This window comes from Leeuwenhoekiella nanhaiensis (assembly GCF_002744755.1).
Lineage (GTDB): Bacteria > Bacteroidota > Bacteroidia > Flavobacteriales > Flavobacteriaceae > Leeuwenhoekiella > Leeuwenhoekiella nanhaiensis.
In genome coordinates, this window is sequence record NZ_KZ319290.1 from 15817 (window position 1) to 32671 (window position 16855).

Here is a 16855-nt window from a genome sequence, read left to right on the forward strand (position 1 = left end):
TAATTACTTGATAAATTTTAGTTACGTGGAGTTTTGTTTTTGGTAGATTTTGAACCTACACGTGACATCGCATTTCTAAACCCAATATCATCTGTAGCCATCGTTTGTGGTAAATATCTGCGTTGTGCAGGATCTAGCCAGTATTCACGATCTCTCCAGGATCCTCCTTTGTAAACACGTACCTCGTCATCGATAAGGGTAGTACGGTCATTTGCCTTATCGTATTCTTTGGTCAAGCCATCTTCACCGGCAGAGATCTTGTTGATTGGAGAATCATACATACGATCATTAGGATTGTCTGTGTCTGAAAAACTCTGATAGTAACGGGTAGATTGCTTGTCCCCATCTCTAAAGTTCCGGTTGTCGCTTTCAGAGAATTGTGTTCTCAAATAGGTTTCGTTGTCGTCAACAGGAACCTGAAGAATTTCTCCCGGAAGGTTGCGCGCTACGATTTTCCCGTTTTCAAGCGTGTCATAAACGATATCTTCGGTGGTAAGTACTTTTACTGTACCGTCGTCGTTGATTGCATTTTTGGTGTAGACGTTACCCCTATAGTAGTTAAAGTCGTTAAACTCATCATCTACAATAGGTCTGTAAACATCAGCAACCCACTCAGAAACGTTCCCTGCCATATCATAAAGACCAAAATCATTAGGTGCATAGGATTTAATCTCTGCTGTAATATCAGCATTGTCGTCAGACCAGCCTGCGATACCACCATAATCACCATCACCCTGCTTGAAGTTTGCTAATTGATCCCCACGGGTTTTACGATCCCCAGAGCGGGTATATGCACCATCCCACGGATATTTCTTTCTACCCCGGTAAACATTATATTCTCTAAGACCTACAAGACCTAAAGCAGCATATTCCCATTCGGCTTCGGTAGGAAGACGGTATTTGGTAGTTGAAATGATACCATCTTTCATTTGAACATAAATATCCTTTGCTTCACCACCTCCAGGATTATCCGTAGAAGCTTTTGGTGTATTGGCTTTTTCGCGACGCTCAGAAGCCTTTCCACCGCGAATCACGTCATCCTGGCCTCCGTAAGTTAGACTTGGCGCCTGTAAATAGGTGTAGGTATCAAAAGTAGACTCAGCGTCTACGTTATATTTTGCTCCTTTTTGGGTGTAGCCCTCTTGTTCAAGAACGTGCTCGTTATAGCGGTTTGTTCTCCAGTTTCCAAATTCAACAGCCTGAATCCAGCTTACCCCGACAACAGGGTAATACGCATAGGCAGGGTGGCGCAGGTAGTTTTCGGTCATGGTTTCATTAAAACCAAGTCTGTTTCTCCAAACCAGAGTGTCTGGTAAAGCGCCGTAATAGATGTTTCGGTAATTGGCTTGTTCAGGAGGGAAAACCTTTTTAAGGTAGTCAAGGTATTCCAAATACATCAGATTGGTTACCTCAGTTTCATCCATATAAAACGACTGAACGTGTTGCTGAGTTGGAGTATTATTCCAATCATGCATCACATCGTCTTGTACGCGTCCCATAGTAAATGTACCCCCTTCGATAAAAATCAAACCGGGAGCAGCCTCTTGTTCTTTGTAATCGGTATTGGCCTGAAAGCCACCGTTTTTGTCATTGATGCTCCAGCCGGTGGCACGCGAACTATTCTTATAGTTCCTGCCGTTGTTGCTACAGCCAATCAGAAGTAGGGTTGAAAAGCTTAAAACTATCGTTCTAAACACAAGATTTTTGTTCATATTCTAAAACCTTTAAGAAAATTTGGGACTGCAATATACTATTAAAGGGCCCAAATTGCAATAAAATAATCACTTATGCAACGCATAACAAGATGATATGTTACTTTTAGTTAGGATACTAAAACGCAGTTTAATACGGTTTAGTATAAAAGGCGTTCATTTAGGTTGTATTAGCTTTGCAATCCACAAATCCTTTGAGAATTTGAAAATAAAGATTTCGCTTTTTCTTTTAGTACTCTGTCAGTGGCTTCCGGCTCAGCAAAACCGCTATACCATCAACTGGGGTGAACCTGTACAGGTAGGTACTACCGCCAGGTCGGTGCGTGTTCCGGGTTTTGAAGCAGATTATTTTAGCTATCATCATGTTTTGGGATTGCATTATAAGCACAGGTTAAATACCCGTACTGCGGCAACTCGAGTTCAGTTAAAAAATGTGGAGTACGAGGTGATTAGCCGCGGCCAATTGTTCGATTTGGATGCGCGTGCATTAAAATCTGAACCCGATTTTTATTATCAAAACTCGGTCACACGGGGAGTGAATGCTTTAGAATTCAGTCTTTCGCCTATTGTAAATCAAAATGGGGTTTTGAAGCGAATCCGTTCTTTTGAACTCGATTTTTCTGAAGCAAACGTCAATCGTAGCCCAACCAAAACTTCTCGCATTGAGAATTCTATCTTAGCTTCCGGGAGTTTTTATAAGTTTTATGTAGATACTACCGGAGTCTTTAAAATTACCCGGGATTTTCTTAGGGATTTGGGTATGGATGTAAGCCGTATTGATCCCCGAAACCTTAAAATTTATGGTAACGGCGGGGCAATGCTGCCACTTCGCAATCGCGATAATACGATTTTTGACCCGGTAGAAAATGCCATTAAGGTTGTAGGCGAAGAAGATGGAAGCTTTGATAATGATGATTACGTGTTGTTTTATGGCGAAAGCACGCGGCAGTTCAATGCTGAAAGTTTAACGCACATCAACTTATATGACGATAAATCCTATTATTTTATTACCGCAAACGGTGGCCCCGGAACGCGCATTAATGGTATGCAGCAGCCGGAAGCCACTCCCAATGTAACAATCACGACCTTTCAGGATTATCAATTTCACGAGCGCGACCGTGAAAACCTTCTGAATCTGGGCCGGCGCTGGTTTGGGGAGCGTTTTGATATTGAGGCCGAGCAATCTTTTTCATTTTCGTTTCCCAACAGGGTAGTGACTGAGCCTGTAGAACTTCGGGTTTATGTAGCTGCAATATCTGAATCGCAAACTTCTTTTGCAGTCAACCTGAACGGTAACCCGGTGCGAACCCTAAATCTTTTACCCATTAACGAGTCTCAGTTGGCTCGCGGGGCTGACTATGACAGTTTTTTGAACACCTCAGATCCTGCTTTGACGGTTACGGGTGATGAACTTAGGGTGCAATTGAGTTATTCCAACAATGGCAATCCGTCGAGCGAGGGCTACCTTGATTTTGTGGCGATCGAGGCAACCCGCCGTCTTGAAGGTACCGGTGGGCAGTTTAAATTCAGCAACAGCATTTCGCAAAATACAACGGGTGTAGGTCAATATACGTTGAGCAATGCATCGGGATATACGGAGATTTGGGATGTTACAAATCGCGGTGCAATTGCTTCGGTTTCAAATATTGAAAACGCCAATCAACTTTCTTTTAAAGCGCAAATGGGCAGTTTGCGCACCTATCTGGCCGTTCGTGATGATGATTTTTTCATTCCGCTTCGCGAAAACAAGAATGCACTGATTGCTAATCAAAATCTAAAAGGAACTATTCTGGCGAATGGCGGAGTAGATTATTTGATGATAACCTCTGAAACCTTGCGACCTCAGGCAGAAAGACTCGCAGCGCATAACCGAAACTTCAGAGGTTTGAATGTCGCTGTCGTGACTCTTGATGAAATCTATAACGAGTTCAGTTCGGGCAAACAGGATGTTGGTGCGATACGTAATCTGGCGCGTTATGTTTATGAAAACACCGGACAGGGTGAGAGTAGATTGCAATACCTGTGTTTATTTGGCGACACCTCATTTGACTACAAAGACCGAATTGCTAATAACAACAACATCGTCCCAACATTCAATACCTATCAGAGTTTTTCGCCGGCACAATCTTATATGAGCGACGATTTTTACGGGTCTTTAGATCCGGATGAAGGAATTATTGAAGATAACAGCCCTGCCGGTAATGGGGGTTTTGATAGGCTAGATTTGGCTGTAGGGCGTATTCTGGCAGACAGTCCGCAGCTTGCAGACCAGGTTGTGAGCAAAATAATCAGCTACGATCAGCCTTCTTCTTTGGGTCGCTGGCGTAATAATTTTGTGCTCATCTCAGATGACGTTGATGTAGCCTGGGAATTTAGGGAGCTCGAGTCGACGATTGATGCCCTGGGTGACCAGATTCAGCAGGAAAAACCTTTTATAAACGTCAAAAAAATACACAGCGATAGTTTCCGTCAGGAGGCTTCAGCCGGAGGTGACCGCTATCCCGAAGTGAATAAAGCCATAGCCGATGCGCTTGAGGTAGGGGCTTTAGTGATGACCTATTTGGGGCACGGTGGCGAAAACACCCTGGCTTCCGAATTTATTTTCACAAGACAGAACGCCGAAAATCTCAACAATAGCGAGCGCTTGCCGTTGATTGTGACCGTAACCTGTGAGTTTACGCGTTTTGATAATCCAAATAGGGAAGCAGCGGGCGAGTCTCTGTTTTGGAATGCCAACGGTGGCGCAGTAGGTCTGGTGGCTACAACCCGTGAAATTTCGGTACGCCTTGGAGTTACCTTCAATGAAAAACTGGCGTCAAATCTGTTTTCTTTTGGCACAAACACAATTAAAAGTGTGGCCGAAAATCTGCGGGAGACTAAAAACCAAATCAATGACGACAACCGCCGCGTAATTTTCTTTATAGGGGACCCGGCGATGAAATTGGGCTTCGCCAAGCCCAGCGTAAGACTTACCGCGATCAATGATGTGCCGCTAAATCAGCCGGTAGATACGCTGAAAGCGCTTAGCCGAATCAAGCTGAGCGGGGAAGTAGTAGATCTTTCGGGGCAGCGTATTACAGGTTATGAAGGGGATCTTTCTGCTACGGTTTATGATAAGTACGTTGACCGTCAGACTCTGGGAAATGATGGTACAAGAGGTGCGAACGGGGAATTGCTGATTCTCGACTTTAAAGAGTTGGGTCCAATGTTGTATCGCGGGCAGGCAAAAGTTACAGATGGAAATTTTGATCTGGAATTTGTGGTGCCCAAAGATGCTGCCATTCCATTAGGTAATGGAAGGGTGAATTTTTACAGCCGTCGGGATGGGTTTTTTGAAGATCAGGCGGGTGCAGATCAGCGTATTCTGGTGGGGGGATTGAATGAAAATGCTCCCGAAGACAATCAGGGGCCCTTAATTGAGCTCTATATGAACGACGAGAGTTTCGTTAATGGTGGGATTACCAATTCGTCGCCTACGCTTTTGGTAAAGCTAGAAGACGAAAACGGAATAAATACGGCCGGAGGTATAGGTCACGATCTGATTGCGATACTCGATGGTGATGAGGAAAACCCGATCATTCTAAACGATTTCTACGAAAGCGACACCGATAATTTCAATATTGGTAAGGCTTTGCGAACACTGCGTGATCTGGAGCCGGGTTTGCACACGGTGACGGTAATCGCCTGGGATACTTATAATAATTCGTCAACCGCAGACTTGCAGTTTGTGGTTGCCGGTGATCAGGAGCTCAAACTTGAAAACGTATTAAATTATCCCAATCCTTTTGTCAATTATACCGAGTTTTGGTTTAATCACAACCGCCCTTTTGAGCCGCTTGAAGTGCAGGTTCAAATCTTTACGGTGACCGGCAAGGTGGTTAAAACCATCAATCAGCTGGTTACGACCACGGGCTTTTTATCGCGGGACATAACCTGGGACGGATTAGATGATTTTGGACAAAAAATAGGAAAAGGGGTCTATGTATATAAGATAACCGTTAAATCTACGTTAACGAATAAGAAAGTTGAAAAGTTTGAGAAGTTAGTTGTTCTGTAAGCTTTAAAATATATATTTGTCAACATACGCCTTATTCAATGAATAAATTTTTACTCGCGCTAGGTTTTTTTTCCACGTTACAGGTATCGGTATTTGCTCAGGAAGTAGAAGGTAGACCCATCACTACGGGGGTTCCTTTTTTGGCTATTGCTGCTGATCCCAGAGCAGCCGGTTTGGGAGATCAGGGGGTTGCGACCCGGCCTGATGCGTATTCCCAACAGTGGAATCCTGCTAAGTTCGCTTTTATAGAGCGGCAGCAGGGGGTGGGATTTAGTTATACTCCGTATTTGAGTCAAATCGTAGATGACATTTTTTTAGGTCAGGTGACCTATTATAATCGCATTAATGATCGTAGCGCATTTGCGGGAAGCCTGCGTTACTTTAGTCTGGGAGATATAGATATCATAACCAATCCCAACCCAAGTCAGGGGGAGCTGGAGAATGCTCTTGTTGCGAGTCCTAACGAATTCACTTTAGATGTATCGTATGCTTTACGCTTAGGGGATCGTTTTGCGATGTCTGTTACCGGGCGCTATCTGCGCAGTGATTTAAAACTTCAGGTGAGTGATGAAGATGCGAGTGCTGCGGGTTCTATAGGTGTAGATATCGCAGGGTTTTATCAGTCTGAACAAATCACCTACAACGACTTTGACGGGCGCTGGCGTGGTGGTTTCAATATTTCAAACATTGGTCCGAAAATAAAATACGACGAGGCCGGTCAGGAAAACTTTTTGCCTACAAACCTGAGACTTGGCGGTGGTTTTGACTTTATCCTCGATCCCTACAACGTGATTGGGGTTGGGCTTGAGTTTAACAAGTTATTGGTGCCTTCTCCGCAGGATTTTAATAATGACGGGGTTATTGATGGTACTGATGCTGAAGAATACCAGCGCATCGGGTTTCTGGAAGGTATGTTTCAGTCTTTTGGCGATGCACCCAATGGATTCAGTGAAGAATTAAAAGAAGTTACCTGGTCTTTAGGGGCAGAGTACAAATATGATGATGTCTTTGCCTTTAGAATGGGGTATTTTAATGAAAGCGATTTAAAAGGAGCGCGTAAGTTTGCAACTCTGGGTCTTGGTTTTAAATACACCTCTATTGATGTTGATGTGTCTTATCTTTTTTCGACCTCACAGGTGCGAAATCCCTTAGAAAACACCTTGCGTGTGGGACTAACATTCTCTTTTGGAGAAGAATATTCTGAATATTAGAATTTGAGTAAATCACTAAAAATCGAGCTAAACCTAGAGCGTTTTGAGAATCCTGAAGAACTTCCTCAGGATGCTCAGGATTTATTGTTAGCTGCCGTTGAAGCCCGCGAAGCTGCCTATGCACCTTATTCCAATTTTCACGTGGGTGCGGCACTTTTGCTTGCCAATGGTAAAATCATCAAAGGGAATAATCAGGAAAACGCAGCCTATCCTTCAGGCTTATGTGCAGAGCGCACCGCAGTTTATTACGCCGGTGCAAACTATCCCAATGAGGAGATTGTGATGATGGCTATTTCTGCGAAAGCCAAAGCGAAAGAAACAGCGGTGCCTATTCCGCCTTGCGGGGCTTGCAGACAGGCGCTTGCCGAGTATGAAGTGAAACAAGCCAGACCTATTGCTGTCTATTTTAGGGGTGGTAGCGGACCTATTTTAAAGAGTTCTTCCGTAGAAAATTTACTTCCTTTATTATTTACGCAGAAATTCCTCTAATTTCACAATAAAATCCTGCTTTCGCTTGATTTGTTTCAATGTCCTGCCGGGCATTAGTTTAGGTTATTTTTTCGCCCAAAGCCTTTCTCACTTCCTTTTGAAAATACTATTTTTGTGGTTCGTTGTTTTAAACAGCAGAGGTATAGATAAACCCATTATTAATGAAAGAAATCACAAAAGAAGTATACCTGAACTGGTATGAGGAGATGTCCTTCTGGCGCAAGTTTGAAGATAAGTTAGCACAAGTTTATATTCAGCAGAAAGTTCGCGGATTCCTGCACCTGTATAACGGTCAGGAAGCAATATTGGCAGGAGCACTGCACGCGATGGACCTTACCAAAGATAAGATGATCACGGCTTACCGTAACCACGTGCAGCCTATAGGTATGGGAGAAGATCCCAAACGTGTAATGGCTGAGCTTTATGGTAAAAAAACCGGAACTTCAATGGGATTGGGTGGTTCTATGCATATTTTCTCAAAAGAGCACCGCTTTTATGGAGGTCACGGTATCGTAGGTGGGCAGATTCCACTAGGAGCCGGTCTTGCTTTTGGAGATAAGTATTTCAAGAGAGATGCGGTAACCCTTACCTTTTTTGGTGATGGTGCTGCGCGTCAGGGTTCACTTCACGAGACCTTTAACATGGCGATGAACTGGAAATTGCCTGTGGTTTTCTGTGTTGAAAACAACGGTTATGCGATGGGAACTTCGGTAAAACGTACTGCAAACCACGAGGATATCTGGAAACTGGGCTTAGGTTATGAGATGCCTTGCGGTCCTGTTGATGCGATGAATCCGGTTGCGGTGGCTGAAGCTTTTGATGAAGCTATTGCCCGTGCGCGCAGAGGAGACGGTCCTACGTTCTTAGAATTGAAGACCTACCGATACAGAGGTCACTCGATGAGTGATGCTCAAAAATACCGAACAAAAGATGAGGTGGCAGAGTATCAGAAAATTGACCCGATCACTCAGGTTAAGGATATTTTGTTAGAGAAAAAATATGCTACCGAAGAAGAATTAAAAGCAATTGACAAGCGCGTTAAAAAACGTGTTGCCGAGTGCGAAAAATTTGCTGATGAGAGCGAATTCCCCGAAACTAACATTATGTATGATGTAGTTTACGAGCAGGAAGACTATCCATTTTTAGCACATAAACCTGAATAAATCATGGCAGAAGTAATTAAGATGCCCCGCCTTAGCGATACAATGGAAGAAGGAACCGTTGCATCCTGGCTAAAGAAAAAAGGAGATAAAGTAGAAGAAGGTGATATCCTTGCAGAGATTGAGACAGACAAAGCCACGATGGAGTTTGAATCGTTCTATGAGGGAACACTGTTACATATAGGAATACAGGAAGGAGAAACCGCAAAGGTTGATGCCTTGCTTGCCATTATTGGTGACGAAGGCGAAGATATTTCGGGTCTTCTTGACGGAAGTTCAGACTCGGGTTCTGATGATGAAAAATCAGAAGATTCTGACGATGATGCTGACGCTGACGAGAATGAAGAGGATTCAGATGACTCTTCCGAAGATTCAGATGACGATGCTGCAGAGGACTCTGGTAGTAGCTCAGAAGTGCCGGAAGGTGTTGAGGTGGTTACCATGCCGCGCTTAAGCGACACCATGGAAGAAGGTACTGTGGCTTCCTGGTTGAAAAAGGAAGGAGATCAAGTAGAAGAAGGAGATATCCTTGCTGAGATCGAGACTGATAAGGCTACGATGGAGTTTGAGTCATTCTATAAGGGAACCCTACTTCATATTGGTATTCAGGAAGGCGAGACTGCAAAAGTAGATTCACTTTTGGCTATTATTGGCCCGGAGGGAACAGATGTTTCCGGAGTGATTGATGGTGCGAAATCTGGCGGTTCTAAAAAACAGGCTGCTAAAAAAGAAGAAGCTCCTAAGAAAGAAGAAAAATCGGCTAAAGCCGAACCTAAAAAGGAAGAGCCCAAGAAAAAAGAAGAGCCTAAAAAGCAGGAAAGTAAACCTGCAAATACTTCTTCAAGTGACGGGCGTATTTTTGCTTCGCCTTTGGCTAAAAAATTAGCAGAAGAAAAAGGTATTGACCTGGGCAAAGTTTCAGGTAGTGGTGAGAACGGCCGCGTGGTGCGCAAAGATATTGAGAATTATACTCCTGCAGCTTCAGGTGGTGGTGTACAGCAATTTGTTGCTACCGGTGAAGAAAGCTATGAGGATGTAAACAACTCTCAAATGCGTAAAGCGATTGCCAAGTCTTTAGGTAAATCTAAATTTACGGCCCCGCATTACTATCTGAACGTGGAGTTTGATATGGAGAATATGATAGCTTTCCGCAGTCAGTTTAATCAACTTCCCGATACTAAAGTTTCATTTAACGATATGATCATCAAAGCAGTTGCAATTGCTTTGAAACAACATCCACAGGTGAATTCACAGTGGTTTGACGACAAGATGCGTCTCAATCACCACGTACACATCGGGGTGGCTGTTGCTGTGCCAGACGGACTAGTTGTGCCTGTGGTTGAATTTGCAAATGAGAAGTCCTTACAGCAAATCAACGCTGAGGTTAAAGAACTTGCCGGTAAAGCCCGTAACAAGAAACTTAAGCCCGAAGAAATGCAGGGTAGTACCTTTACCATTTCTAACCTGGGAATGTTTGGAATCACAAACTTTACTTCAATTATCAACCAGCCTAACTCAGCTATTCTGTCTGTAGGTGCGATTATTGAAAAGCCTGTGGTTAAAAACGGTCAGATTGTGGTTGGTAATACGATGACCTTGTCAATGGCGTGTGACCACCGTACTATTGATGGTGCGACCGGAGCACAGTTTTTACAAACGTTGAAAACCTACATCGAGAATCCGGTATTGATGCTGGCTTAATCACGATGTAATTTTTATACTATACAAATCCCGTCTATTTTGGCGGGATTTTTTATATTGAAAACTATGAGAAAATTAGTTTTAACTGCCTGCAGCGCTCTTTTGATCGCCTGCGGAAGTACAAGTCCGGTAAAGCCGGTGGAAGAGGGCGCAGCCCAGAATGCTTCAAATGGCTATACCGTACCTGCTAACAACGGGACTGAAGAAGTTCTGTTTAAGCCGACTGAGAAATTACCAAAGGCAAAAGATTTTAAGCAATACGTTTCGCCTGAAGCGCTTCAAAAAGATGTGGGGTTTTTAGCTTCAGATGCTTTAAAAGGTCGTGAAACCGGAACTCCGGAAATTGAGGAGGCCGCCACCTACATCATAAAAGCCTTTCAGGATGCCGGGCTGCAGCCGTATTTCACTTCCTACCGTGATAAATTTGATGCCAAAGGAAAATCAGGCTACAATGTGGTTGGTGTTTTAGAAGGTACAGACCCTGAACTCAAAAAGGAGTATGTAATTATTGGAGCACACTACGATCACATTGGTACGGCTCAGGCTGAAAACGGTGATGTTATAGCTAATGGAGCTAATGATAATGCTTCAGGTACGGCTACCGTAATGGCTTTAGCGCGTTATTTCGCAAAGGCGAAAACAAACAAACGCAGTATTTTATTTGCACTTTTTTCTGCGGAAGAAATGGGCTTACTGGGGTCAGCGCATCTTGCCGATCGTTTAAAAAGTACTTCAATCACTCCTTATGTGATGTTTAATATTGAGATGGTGGGTTTGCCTATGTCTGATAAAGATTATACGCTGTACCTAACGGGATATGAAAACAGCAATCTGGCTCAGCAATTCAATGCGTATGCGGGAGCAAAAGTCTTAGGTTTCTTACCACAGGCAAAACAATATAACCTGTTTAAGCGCAGCGATAATTATGCATTTTATCAGGTATTTAAAATTCCTGCTCAGACAGTATCGACTTTTGACTTTACCAATTTTGATCATTATCATAAAGTAGGGGATGAAGCTTCTTTGATGGATTATGAGCATATGGCTAATGTAGCTAATCAACTTATTCCCGGTCTTGAGGGAATTTTAACGACTCCAAGTCAGGAAATCATCTGGAATGAGTAAACGTATTATAGTTACAGGAACCAGCCGGGGCATTGGTCTTGAGCTGGTAAAGCAACTGGCAGAGCAGGGGCATCAGGTTTTAGCGCTTTCGCGAAATGAAAAACCCTGTATTGAACTTGATTTAGACCAGGTGACTGCTTTTTCGTTTGATATTGCTTCTCAGACCGATTTGAAAAAGGTTCAGGATTGGGTGAAAACGGAATGGCAGAATGTAGATGTGCTCATTCACAATGCAGGTGCTTTGGTAAACAAACCCTTTGAAGAGCTCAGCACAGCTGATTTCCAAAAGGTATACGAAGTGAATGTTTTTGGCGTGGCTCAATTGACACAGGCGGTATTGCCTTTTATGAATGCCGGTTCGCACGTGGTTACCATAAGCAGTATGGGTGGCGTTCAGGGGAGTGCTAAGTTTCCGGGGCTGGCTGCATATAGTTCCAGTAAAGGGGCGGTAATTACCCTCAGCGAATTACTGGCCGAAGAATATAAGGAGCAGGGTATCGCTTTTAACGTACTGGCACTTGGTGCGGTTCAAACCGAAATGCTTGAAGAGGCATTTCCGGGGTATCAGGCGCCTCTTCAACCCGATGAAATGGCAACATATATTGCAAATTTTGCACTAACAGCACATAAATTCTATAACGGTAAGGTTTTACAGGTTTCTGCTTCTACACCCTGATGAAAACAATTTTGACGCGATATATACCTGAGCAGGCGGTTGATCCGGTTTTTGAACTGATCAAAAGCTTTGGGGTGCACCTCAAAATAGTAAATGAGCGGGTAACCCGTCATGGCGATTATCGCAAAATGCCGGGTGGTGGGCATCAGATTACCGTAAACGCCAATCTTAATAAATATCGGTTTCTCATTACACTCATTCACGAGATTGCCCATCTGGTGGCTTTTAAGAAATTTGGCAGTCGCATCAAGCCACACGGTAGCGAGTGGAAATACAGTTTTCAGAAACTGATGCTTCCGTTTATACGGCCGGAGATCTTTCCGAAGCAGCTTTTGCCACTTATCGCAAACCACTTTAAAAACCCAAAAGCAAGTAGCGATACAGATGCTCGTTTGTCTTTGGCACTTAAACAATTCGACCCGCCTAGTGATAAAAGCTATATATTTGAGCTGCCGGTTGGAAGCCTTTTTAAACTTTACAATGGTAAGGTTTTTCAAAAAGGGAATAGGGTTGTAAAACGCTACGAGTGTAAAGAAACCGAAACCGGAAAAATTTACCTGTTTCAGCCTAATGCTGAGGTTGAACTTTTAAAATAAGCACATGACTAAAAACGACAATTATTACGCAATTATTATGGCCGGGGGAGTTGGTTCCCGTTTTTGGCCTTTGAGTAAAGCCAGCTATCCAAAGCAATTTCACGACATTCTGGGCGCCGGGGAAACCCTCATTGAGCGTACGTTTGGGAGGTTGTCACAGACCGTACCTGCTGATAATGTTTTGGTACTTACCAATGAAAAATACAAAGCCCTGGTCAATGAACAATTACCCAAGGTGAAGGATCAAAATATTGTTTTGGAGCCGGCAATGCGCAACACCGCACCCTGTATTCTTTTGGCCGCGCTGAAGATTTACAAAAACAATCCCGATGCAGTGATGATTGTTGCTCCAAGTGATCACTGGATAGAAGATGAAAAATCATTTCTCAATAATTTAGAGACAGGATTTAAAGCTTGCGAGCAGGATACTTCTGAAGAAAAACTATTAGTTACTTTAGGAATTGAACCTACTTTTCCTCATACAGGATACGGTTATATTCAATATACTGCCGGTGATTCTGCAGTAAAGCAGGTTAAAGCTTTTAAAGAAAAGCCAGACTATGAGACGGCTAAGCAATTTTTAGCTGAAGGTAATTACTCGTGGAATGCCGGAATTTTTATTTGGAGTGCAAAAGCTATTATTGAAGCTTTTGAAAAATACCTGCCTGAGATGTATGCGCTTTTTAACTCGGGTTATGACGCTTTAAATACGGATGCTGAAGCAGCTTTTATCGCAGAGAATTATGCCAAAGCCGAAAACATAAGTATCGACTACGGTATTCTGGAAAAGAGTAAAAATGTGGGAGTGATCCCGGCAACTTTTGATTGGAGCGATTTGGGAGCCTGGGGTGCACTTTACGACAATCTGGAAAAAGATGAGGCTGAAAATGTAGTGGTCAATGCCCGTTGCATTAAAAAGGATGTACGCGGTAACCTGATTCGTTCTGATAAAGGAAAGGTAGTGGTCGTTGAAGGTCTTGAAGATTATATTATCGTGGACAGCAAGGATGTTTTAGTGATTATGCCGAAATCCAAAGAGCAGGATGTAAAACTGATGCGTGCTGCGGTGGCTGAACAATTCGGGGAAGATTTAGTTTAAATCAATTCATGGAAGATCAATCAAAACGGGATAATTTAAATTCAACAGGTTCTGAAAAGGTTTCTAACGAAGCTGTAAAGCGCGATGCTAAAAGTCTTTGGCAAAATACACGCGTGTTTTTATCTGAGCTTTTAGACATACGTCACGATACCGACCGCGATTCTACTATTGAAGCGGTTAAAAAGGACATCTCGTTTAAAGGGCATAATGCCTGGATTCTCATTTTTGCGATTTTTGTGGCCAGTATTGGTCTCAATGTAGGTAGTACGGCGGTGATCATCGGTGCGATGTTAATCTCGCCTCTTATGGGGCCTATTGTAGGTGCAGGTCTTTCGCTTGCGATTAATGATGTCGAAATGCTTCGGCGTTCTATGATCAACCTGGCCGTTATGGTCTCCCTGAGTGTACTTACTGCGTTTATTTACTTTTTACTGATTCCGCTGAAAGCAGACAATTCAGAGCTTTTAGGAAGGACCTATCCTACTATTTTGGATGTTTTGGTAGCTATTTTCGGTGGTTTGGCACTTATTGTAGCGAAGACTAAAAAAGGTACGATTGCCAGTGTGATCTTTGGCGTTGCTATCGCTACGGCTTTGATGCCGCCTCTGTGTACCGTTGGCTATGGTCTGGCGATAGGTAATGGAGCCTACGCAACCGGAGCTTTGTATTTATTCTCTATCAATGCGGTTTTTATAGCGCTTTCAACCTTTGTGGTTTCTAAATTACTGGGTTTCCCAATGGTGAAATACGCCAATTCCAGAAGGCGGCGTTTTATCAGTCAGATGGCTTCAGCAATTGGGATTGTGGTTATGGTTCCCAGTATGTTTCTGTTTTACAACCTGTATAAAGAGCAGGTATTTAAAAATGAGGCAACCAATTTTGTAGAGGAAACAGTTAAGCACGACGGAACTTCGATTCTTAGCCCAAATATTGACTATAAGGATAAGAAAGTAGAATTGTTTCTTATTGGGAATCTGGTTCCTAAAAATACCATTGCCAAATGGAAAGAAGAATTTGCTTCAAATCCGAAGCTTGCGATTGCCGAATTGCGTATCAATCAGGGAGCTGACCAGAGCACAGCCATGGCAGAACAATTAAGCAATCAGGTTAAAACCGGAATTCTCGAAGATTTGTATGCTAACAATCAGCAAGCCATCGCAGATAAGAATCAGCAGATTTTGCTTTTGGAAAATGAATTAAACCGACTTAAGTCGGCTGCTTTACCTTTTCAGAGTCTTAGTGAAGAAGTCCACGTAAATTATGAGGATATTGAGCGTTTTGGTTTTTCAAATACGATCAACACCAATTTTGAAAAAGCCGATACAATCCCAACGTTTATGATCGCTTGGAAGCCATCGCTGTCTGAGGCTCAGAAGCGCAAGGAAGAACAAAAACTCAAAACCTGGTTAAAGCTAAAATACCAGTTGGATACTCTGGCAATAGCCCGTTATTGATGTTCTTTAATAACCGCTTCCCGTACTTTTTTGAAAAGGTCTGAAGAATACACGAAGTTGGTCACATCCTCATTGTCGGTTCTGAAAATCGTTTCTTTAGAACCTTCCCAGGCTAATCGTCCTTTTTGAAGGAAGACAATTTTTTCGCCAATTTCCATTACCGAGTTCATATCGTGGGTGTTGATAATTGTGGTAATGTCATATTCGTGTGTGATTTCCTGCACCAGATTATCAATTAGGGTTGCCGTACGCGGGTCAAGACCCGAGTTGGGTTCATCACAAAACAAATACTTCGGGTTATTTACAATAGCCCGAGCAATGGCCACCCGTTTTTGCATACCTCCCGAAATTTCAGAAGGTAATTTATTGTTTGCATTGATGAGGTTTACGCGCTTGATTACCTCGTTAGCGCGCTCGCGACGTTCGGCTTTACGCTGTTTGGTAAACATTTTAAGCGGAAACATGATATTTTCTTCAACGGTCATCGAGTCAAAAAGCGCACTTCCTTGAAAAACCATTCCCATCTGCTCACGTAGGGTACGTTGCTTTTCTGAAGACAGTTCAGAATAGGCCTCACCGTCGTACACGATTTTTCCTTCGGTAGGTCTGAAAAGCCCGAGCAGGCATTTTAAAAACACAGTTTTACCAGAGCCCGACTGGCCAATGATCAAATTGGTTTTACCTTTCTCAAATTTGGTCGAAATCCCTTTTAAAACGAGTTCATCACCACCAAATCCTTTCTTTAATTCTTTAACTTCAATCATTAGCTTAAAAGTAATTGGGTGACTAAATAATTTGAGAGAATGATAAACACACTCGTCCACACAAATGAGGTGGTACTGGCTTTACCCACTTCTAAAGCTCCGCCTTTCATATAATATCCAAAATAGGAAGGAATGGTCGCCAATAATAAGGCAAAAATAAAGGTCTTTATAAAGGCGTAAACCAGTTGAAACGGCACAAAATCTTCCTGAAGCCCCTGTATAAATTGATCTCCCGTGGCAAAACCACCAAAAACAGCCGCAGCATAACCTCCTAAAATACCCAGGAACATCGCAATGGCGATTACAAAAGGATAGAACAGCATCGCAACGATTTTTGGGAAAACCAGATAGTTTAGCGAGTTGATTCCCATTACCTCGAGCGCATCTATCTGTTCGGTAACCCGCATTGTGCCTATGCTCGAAGTGATAAACGATCCCACCTTTCCGGCCATAATGATCGAAATAAAGGTAGGCGCAAACTCAAGAATGATAGATTGTCTTGAAGCAAAACCGATGAGGGATTTAGGGAGAATGGGGTTGTCCATATTCAGTGCAGTTTGAATCGCAACCACACCACCCACGAAAAACGAAATAAAACAAACAATACCTAACGAACCGATGATCAGGTCGTCAATTTCTTTTAAAATAAGATTTCTAAGTACAGATGTTTTGGTAGGTTTTATAAAAACACCCTTAATCATCATAAAATAAGCACCGATCTCTTTCAGGTATCCCATAGTGTATTTTTCAGGTTTAAAAATAGCAAAAATAGACGGGAAGGCTATTTAAGATTAACTTAATCTTATTATTG

13 protein-coding genes are annotated in these 16855 nt (G+C 42.9%); 10 read left to right on the forward strand and 3 right to left on the reverse strand.

Annotated features, from left to right (window positions below; all coding sequences use genetic code 11):
- Positions 1 to 17: 17 nt before the first annotated feature.
- Positions 18 to 1712, reverse strand: a complete 1695-nt coding sequence (gene gldJ / locus CJ305_RS08890; protein WP_099645922.1) for a gliding motility lipoprotein GldJ — start codon at positions 1710 to 1712, stop codon at positions 18 to 20.
- 202 nt (positions 1713 to 1914) lie between these two features.
- On the opposite strand from gldJ, the gene porU reads away from it, so the two are divergent.
- From porU to CJ305_RS08940, 10 genes are all read left to right on the forward strand, one after another.
- The gene (porU, locus tag CJ305_RS08895; protein WP_223248844.1) at positions 1915 to 5769 is read left to right on the forward strand and encodes a type IX secretion system sortase PorU; all 3855 of its coding nucleotides are present in this window, start codon (positions 1915 to 1917) and stop codon (positions 5767 to 5769) included.
- A gap of 38 nt (positions 5770 to 5807) precedes the next feature.
- Positions 5808 to 6980: a type IX secretion system outer membrane channel protein PorV gene (porV, locus tag CJ305_RS08900; RefSeq protein ID WP_099645924.1), complete on the forward strand. Its 1173-nt coding sequence runs from the start codon at positions 5808 to 5810 to the stop codon at positions 6978 to 6980.
- A 3-nt stretch (positions 6981 to 6983) separates the two neighbouring features.
- On the forward strand, positions 6984 to 7469 hold the full coding sequence (locus CJ305_RS08905; protein ID WP_189319417.1) for a cytidine deaminase: 486 nt from the start codon (positions 6984 to 6986) through the stop codon (positions 7467 to 7469).
- 161 nt (positions 7470 to 7630) lie between these two features.
- The gene (gene pdhA / locus CJ305_RS08910; RefSeq protein WP_099645925.1) at positions 7631 to 8632 is read left to right on the forward strand and encodes a pyruvate dehydrogenase (acetyl-transferring) E1 component subunit alpha; all 1002 of its coding nucleotides are present in this window, start codon (positions 7631 to 7633) and stop codon (positions 8630 to 8632) included.
- A gap of 3 nt (positions 8633 to 8635) precedes the next feature.
- The gene (locus CJ305_RS08915; protein WP_099645926.1) at positions 8636 to 10330 is read left to right on the forward strand and encodes a pyruvate dehydrogenase complex dihydrolipoamide acetyltransferase; all 1695 of its coding nucleotides are present in this window, start codon (positions 8636 to 8638) and stop codon (positions 10328 to 10330) included.
- Between the two features lie 66 nt (positions 10331 to 10396).
- Positions 10397 to 11455, forward strand: coding sequence for a M28 family metallopeptidase (locus CJ305_RS08920; protein ID WP_099645927.1), 1059 nt, complete (start codon positions 10397 to 10399; stop codon positions 11453 to 11455).
- Complete coding sequence (locus CJ305_RS08925; protein ID WP_099645928.1) at positions 11448 to 12131, forward strand: SDR family NAD(P)-dependent oxidoreductase; 684 nt, start codon at positions 11448 to 11450, stop codon at positions 12129 to 12131. The genes CJ305_RS08920 and CJ305_RS08925 overlap by 8 nt, the downstream gene beginning before the upstream one ends.
- Positions 12131 to 12727: a SprT-like domain-containing protein gene (locus CJ305_RS08930; RefSeq protein ID WP_099645929.1), complete on the forward strand. Its 597-nt coding sequence runs from the start codon at positions 12131 to 12133 to the stop codon at positions 12725 to 12727. Before CJ305_RS08925 ends, CJ305_RS08930 begins: the two co-directional genes overlap by 1 nt.
- A gap of 4 nt (positions 12728 to 12731) precedes the next feature.
- A complete protein-coding gene (locus CJ305_RS08935) occupies positions 12732 to 13826 on the forward strand; it encodes a mannose-1-phosphate guanylyltransferase (RefSeq protein ID WP_223248845.1) in 1095 nt (364 codons plus the stop codon).
- Between the two features lie 8 nt (positions 13827 to 13834).
- Positions 13835 to 15280, forward strand: coding sequence for a DUF389 domain-containing protein (locus CJ305_RS08940; RefSeq protein ID WP_099645930.1), 1446 nt, complete (start codon positions 13835 to 13837; stop codon positions 15278 to 15280).
- Here the strand turns inward: CJ305_RS08940 and CJ305_RS08945 are convergent.
- Positions 15274 to 16044 carry an ABC transporter ATP-binding protein gene (locus tag CJ305_RS08945; RefSeq protein ID WP_099645931.1) on the reverse strand — a complete coding sequence of 257 codons (771 nt, stop codon included), beginning with the start codon at positions 16042 to 16044 and terminating at the stop codon, positions 15274 to 15276. The genes CJ305_RS08940 and CJ305_RS08945 overlap by 7 nt on opposite strands.
- Positions 16044 to 16781 carry an MlaE family ABC transporter permease gene (locus CJ305_RS08950; RefSeq protein ID WP_099645932.1) on the reverse strand — a complete coding sequence of 246 codons (738 nt, stop codon included), beginning with the start codon at positions 16779 to 16781 and terminating at the stop codon, positions 16044 to 16046. Before CJ305_RS08950 ends, CJ305_RS08945 begins: the two co-directional genes overlap by 1 nt.
- Between the last annotated feature and the right edge of the window lie 74 nt (positions 16782 to 16855).

Excerpts from the sequence above, each read along its gene's own strand:
- porV (WP_099645924.1), top strand. The coding sequence starts at position 5,808 with ATGAATAAATTTTTACTCGCGCTAGGTTTTTTTTCCACGTTACAGGTA.
- CJ305_RS08935 (WP_223248845.1), top strand. The coding sequence starts at position 12,732 with ATGACTAAAAACGACAATTATTACGCAATTATTATGGCCGGGGGAGTT.
- CJ305_RS08925 (WP_099645928.1), top strand. The coding sequence starts at position 11,448 with ATGAGTAAACGTATTATAGTTACAGGAACCAGCCGGGGCATTGGTCTT.
- CJ305_RS08950 (WP_099645932.1), bottom strand. The coding sequence starts at position 16,781 with ATGGGATACCTGAAAGAGATCGGTGCTTATTTTATGATGATTAAGGGT.
- CJ305_RS08945 (WP_099645931.1), bottom strand. The coding sequence starts at position 16,044 with ATGATTGAAGTTAAAGAATTAAAGAAAGGATTTGGTGGTGATGAACTC.
- gldJ (WP_099645922.1), bottom strand. The coding sequence starts at position 1,712 with ATGAACAAAAATCTTGTGTTTAGAACGATAGTTTTAAGCTTTTCAACC.
- pdhA (WP_099645925.1), top strand. The coding sequence starts at position 7,631 with ATGAAAGAAATCACAAAAGAAGTATACCTGAACTGGTATGAGGAGATG.
- CJ305_RS08930 (WP_099645929.1), top strand. The coding sequence starts at position 12,131 with ATGAAAACAATTTTGACGCGATATATACCTGAGCAGGCGGTTGATCCG.
- CJ305_RS08920 (WP_099645927.1), top strand. The coding sequence starts at position 10,397 with ATGAGAAAATTAGTTTTAACTGCCTGCAGCGCTCTTTTGATCGCCTGC.
- CJ305_RS08915 (WP_099645926.1), top strand. The coding sequence starts at position 8,636 with ATGGCAGAAGTAATTAAGATGCCCCGCCTTAGCGATACAATGGAAGAA.
- CJ305_RS08940 (WP_099645930.1), top strand. The coding sequence starts at position 13,835 with ATGGAAGATCAATCAAAACGGGATAATTTAAATTCAACAGGTTCTGAA.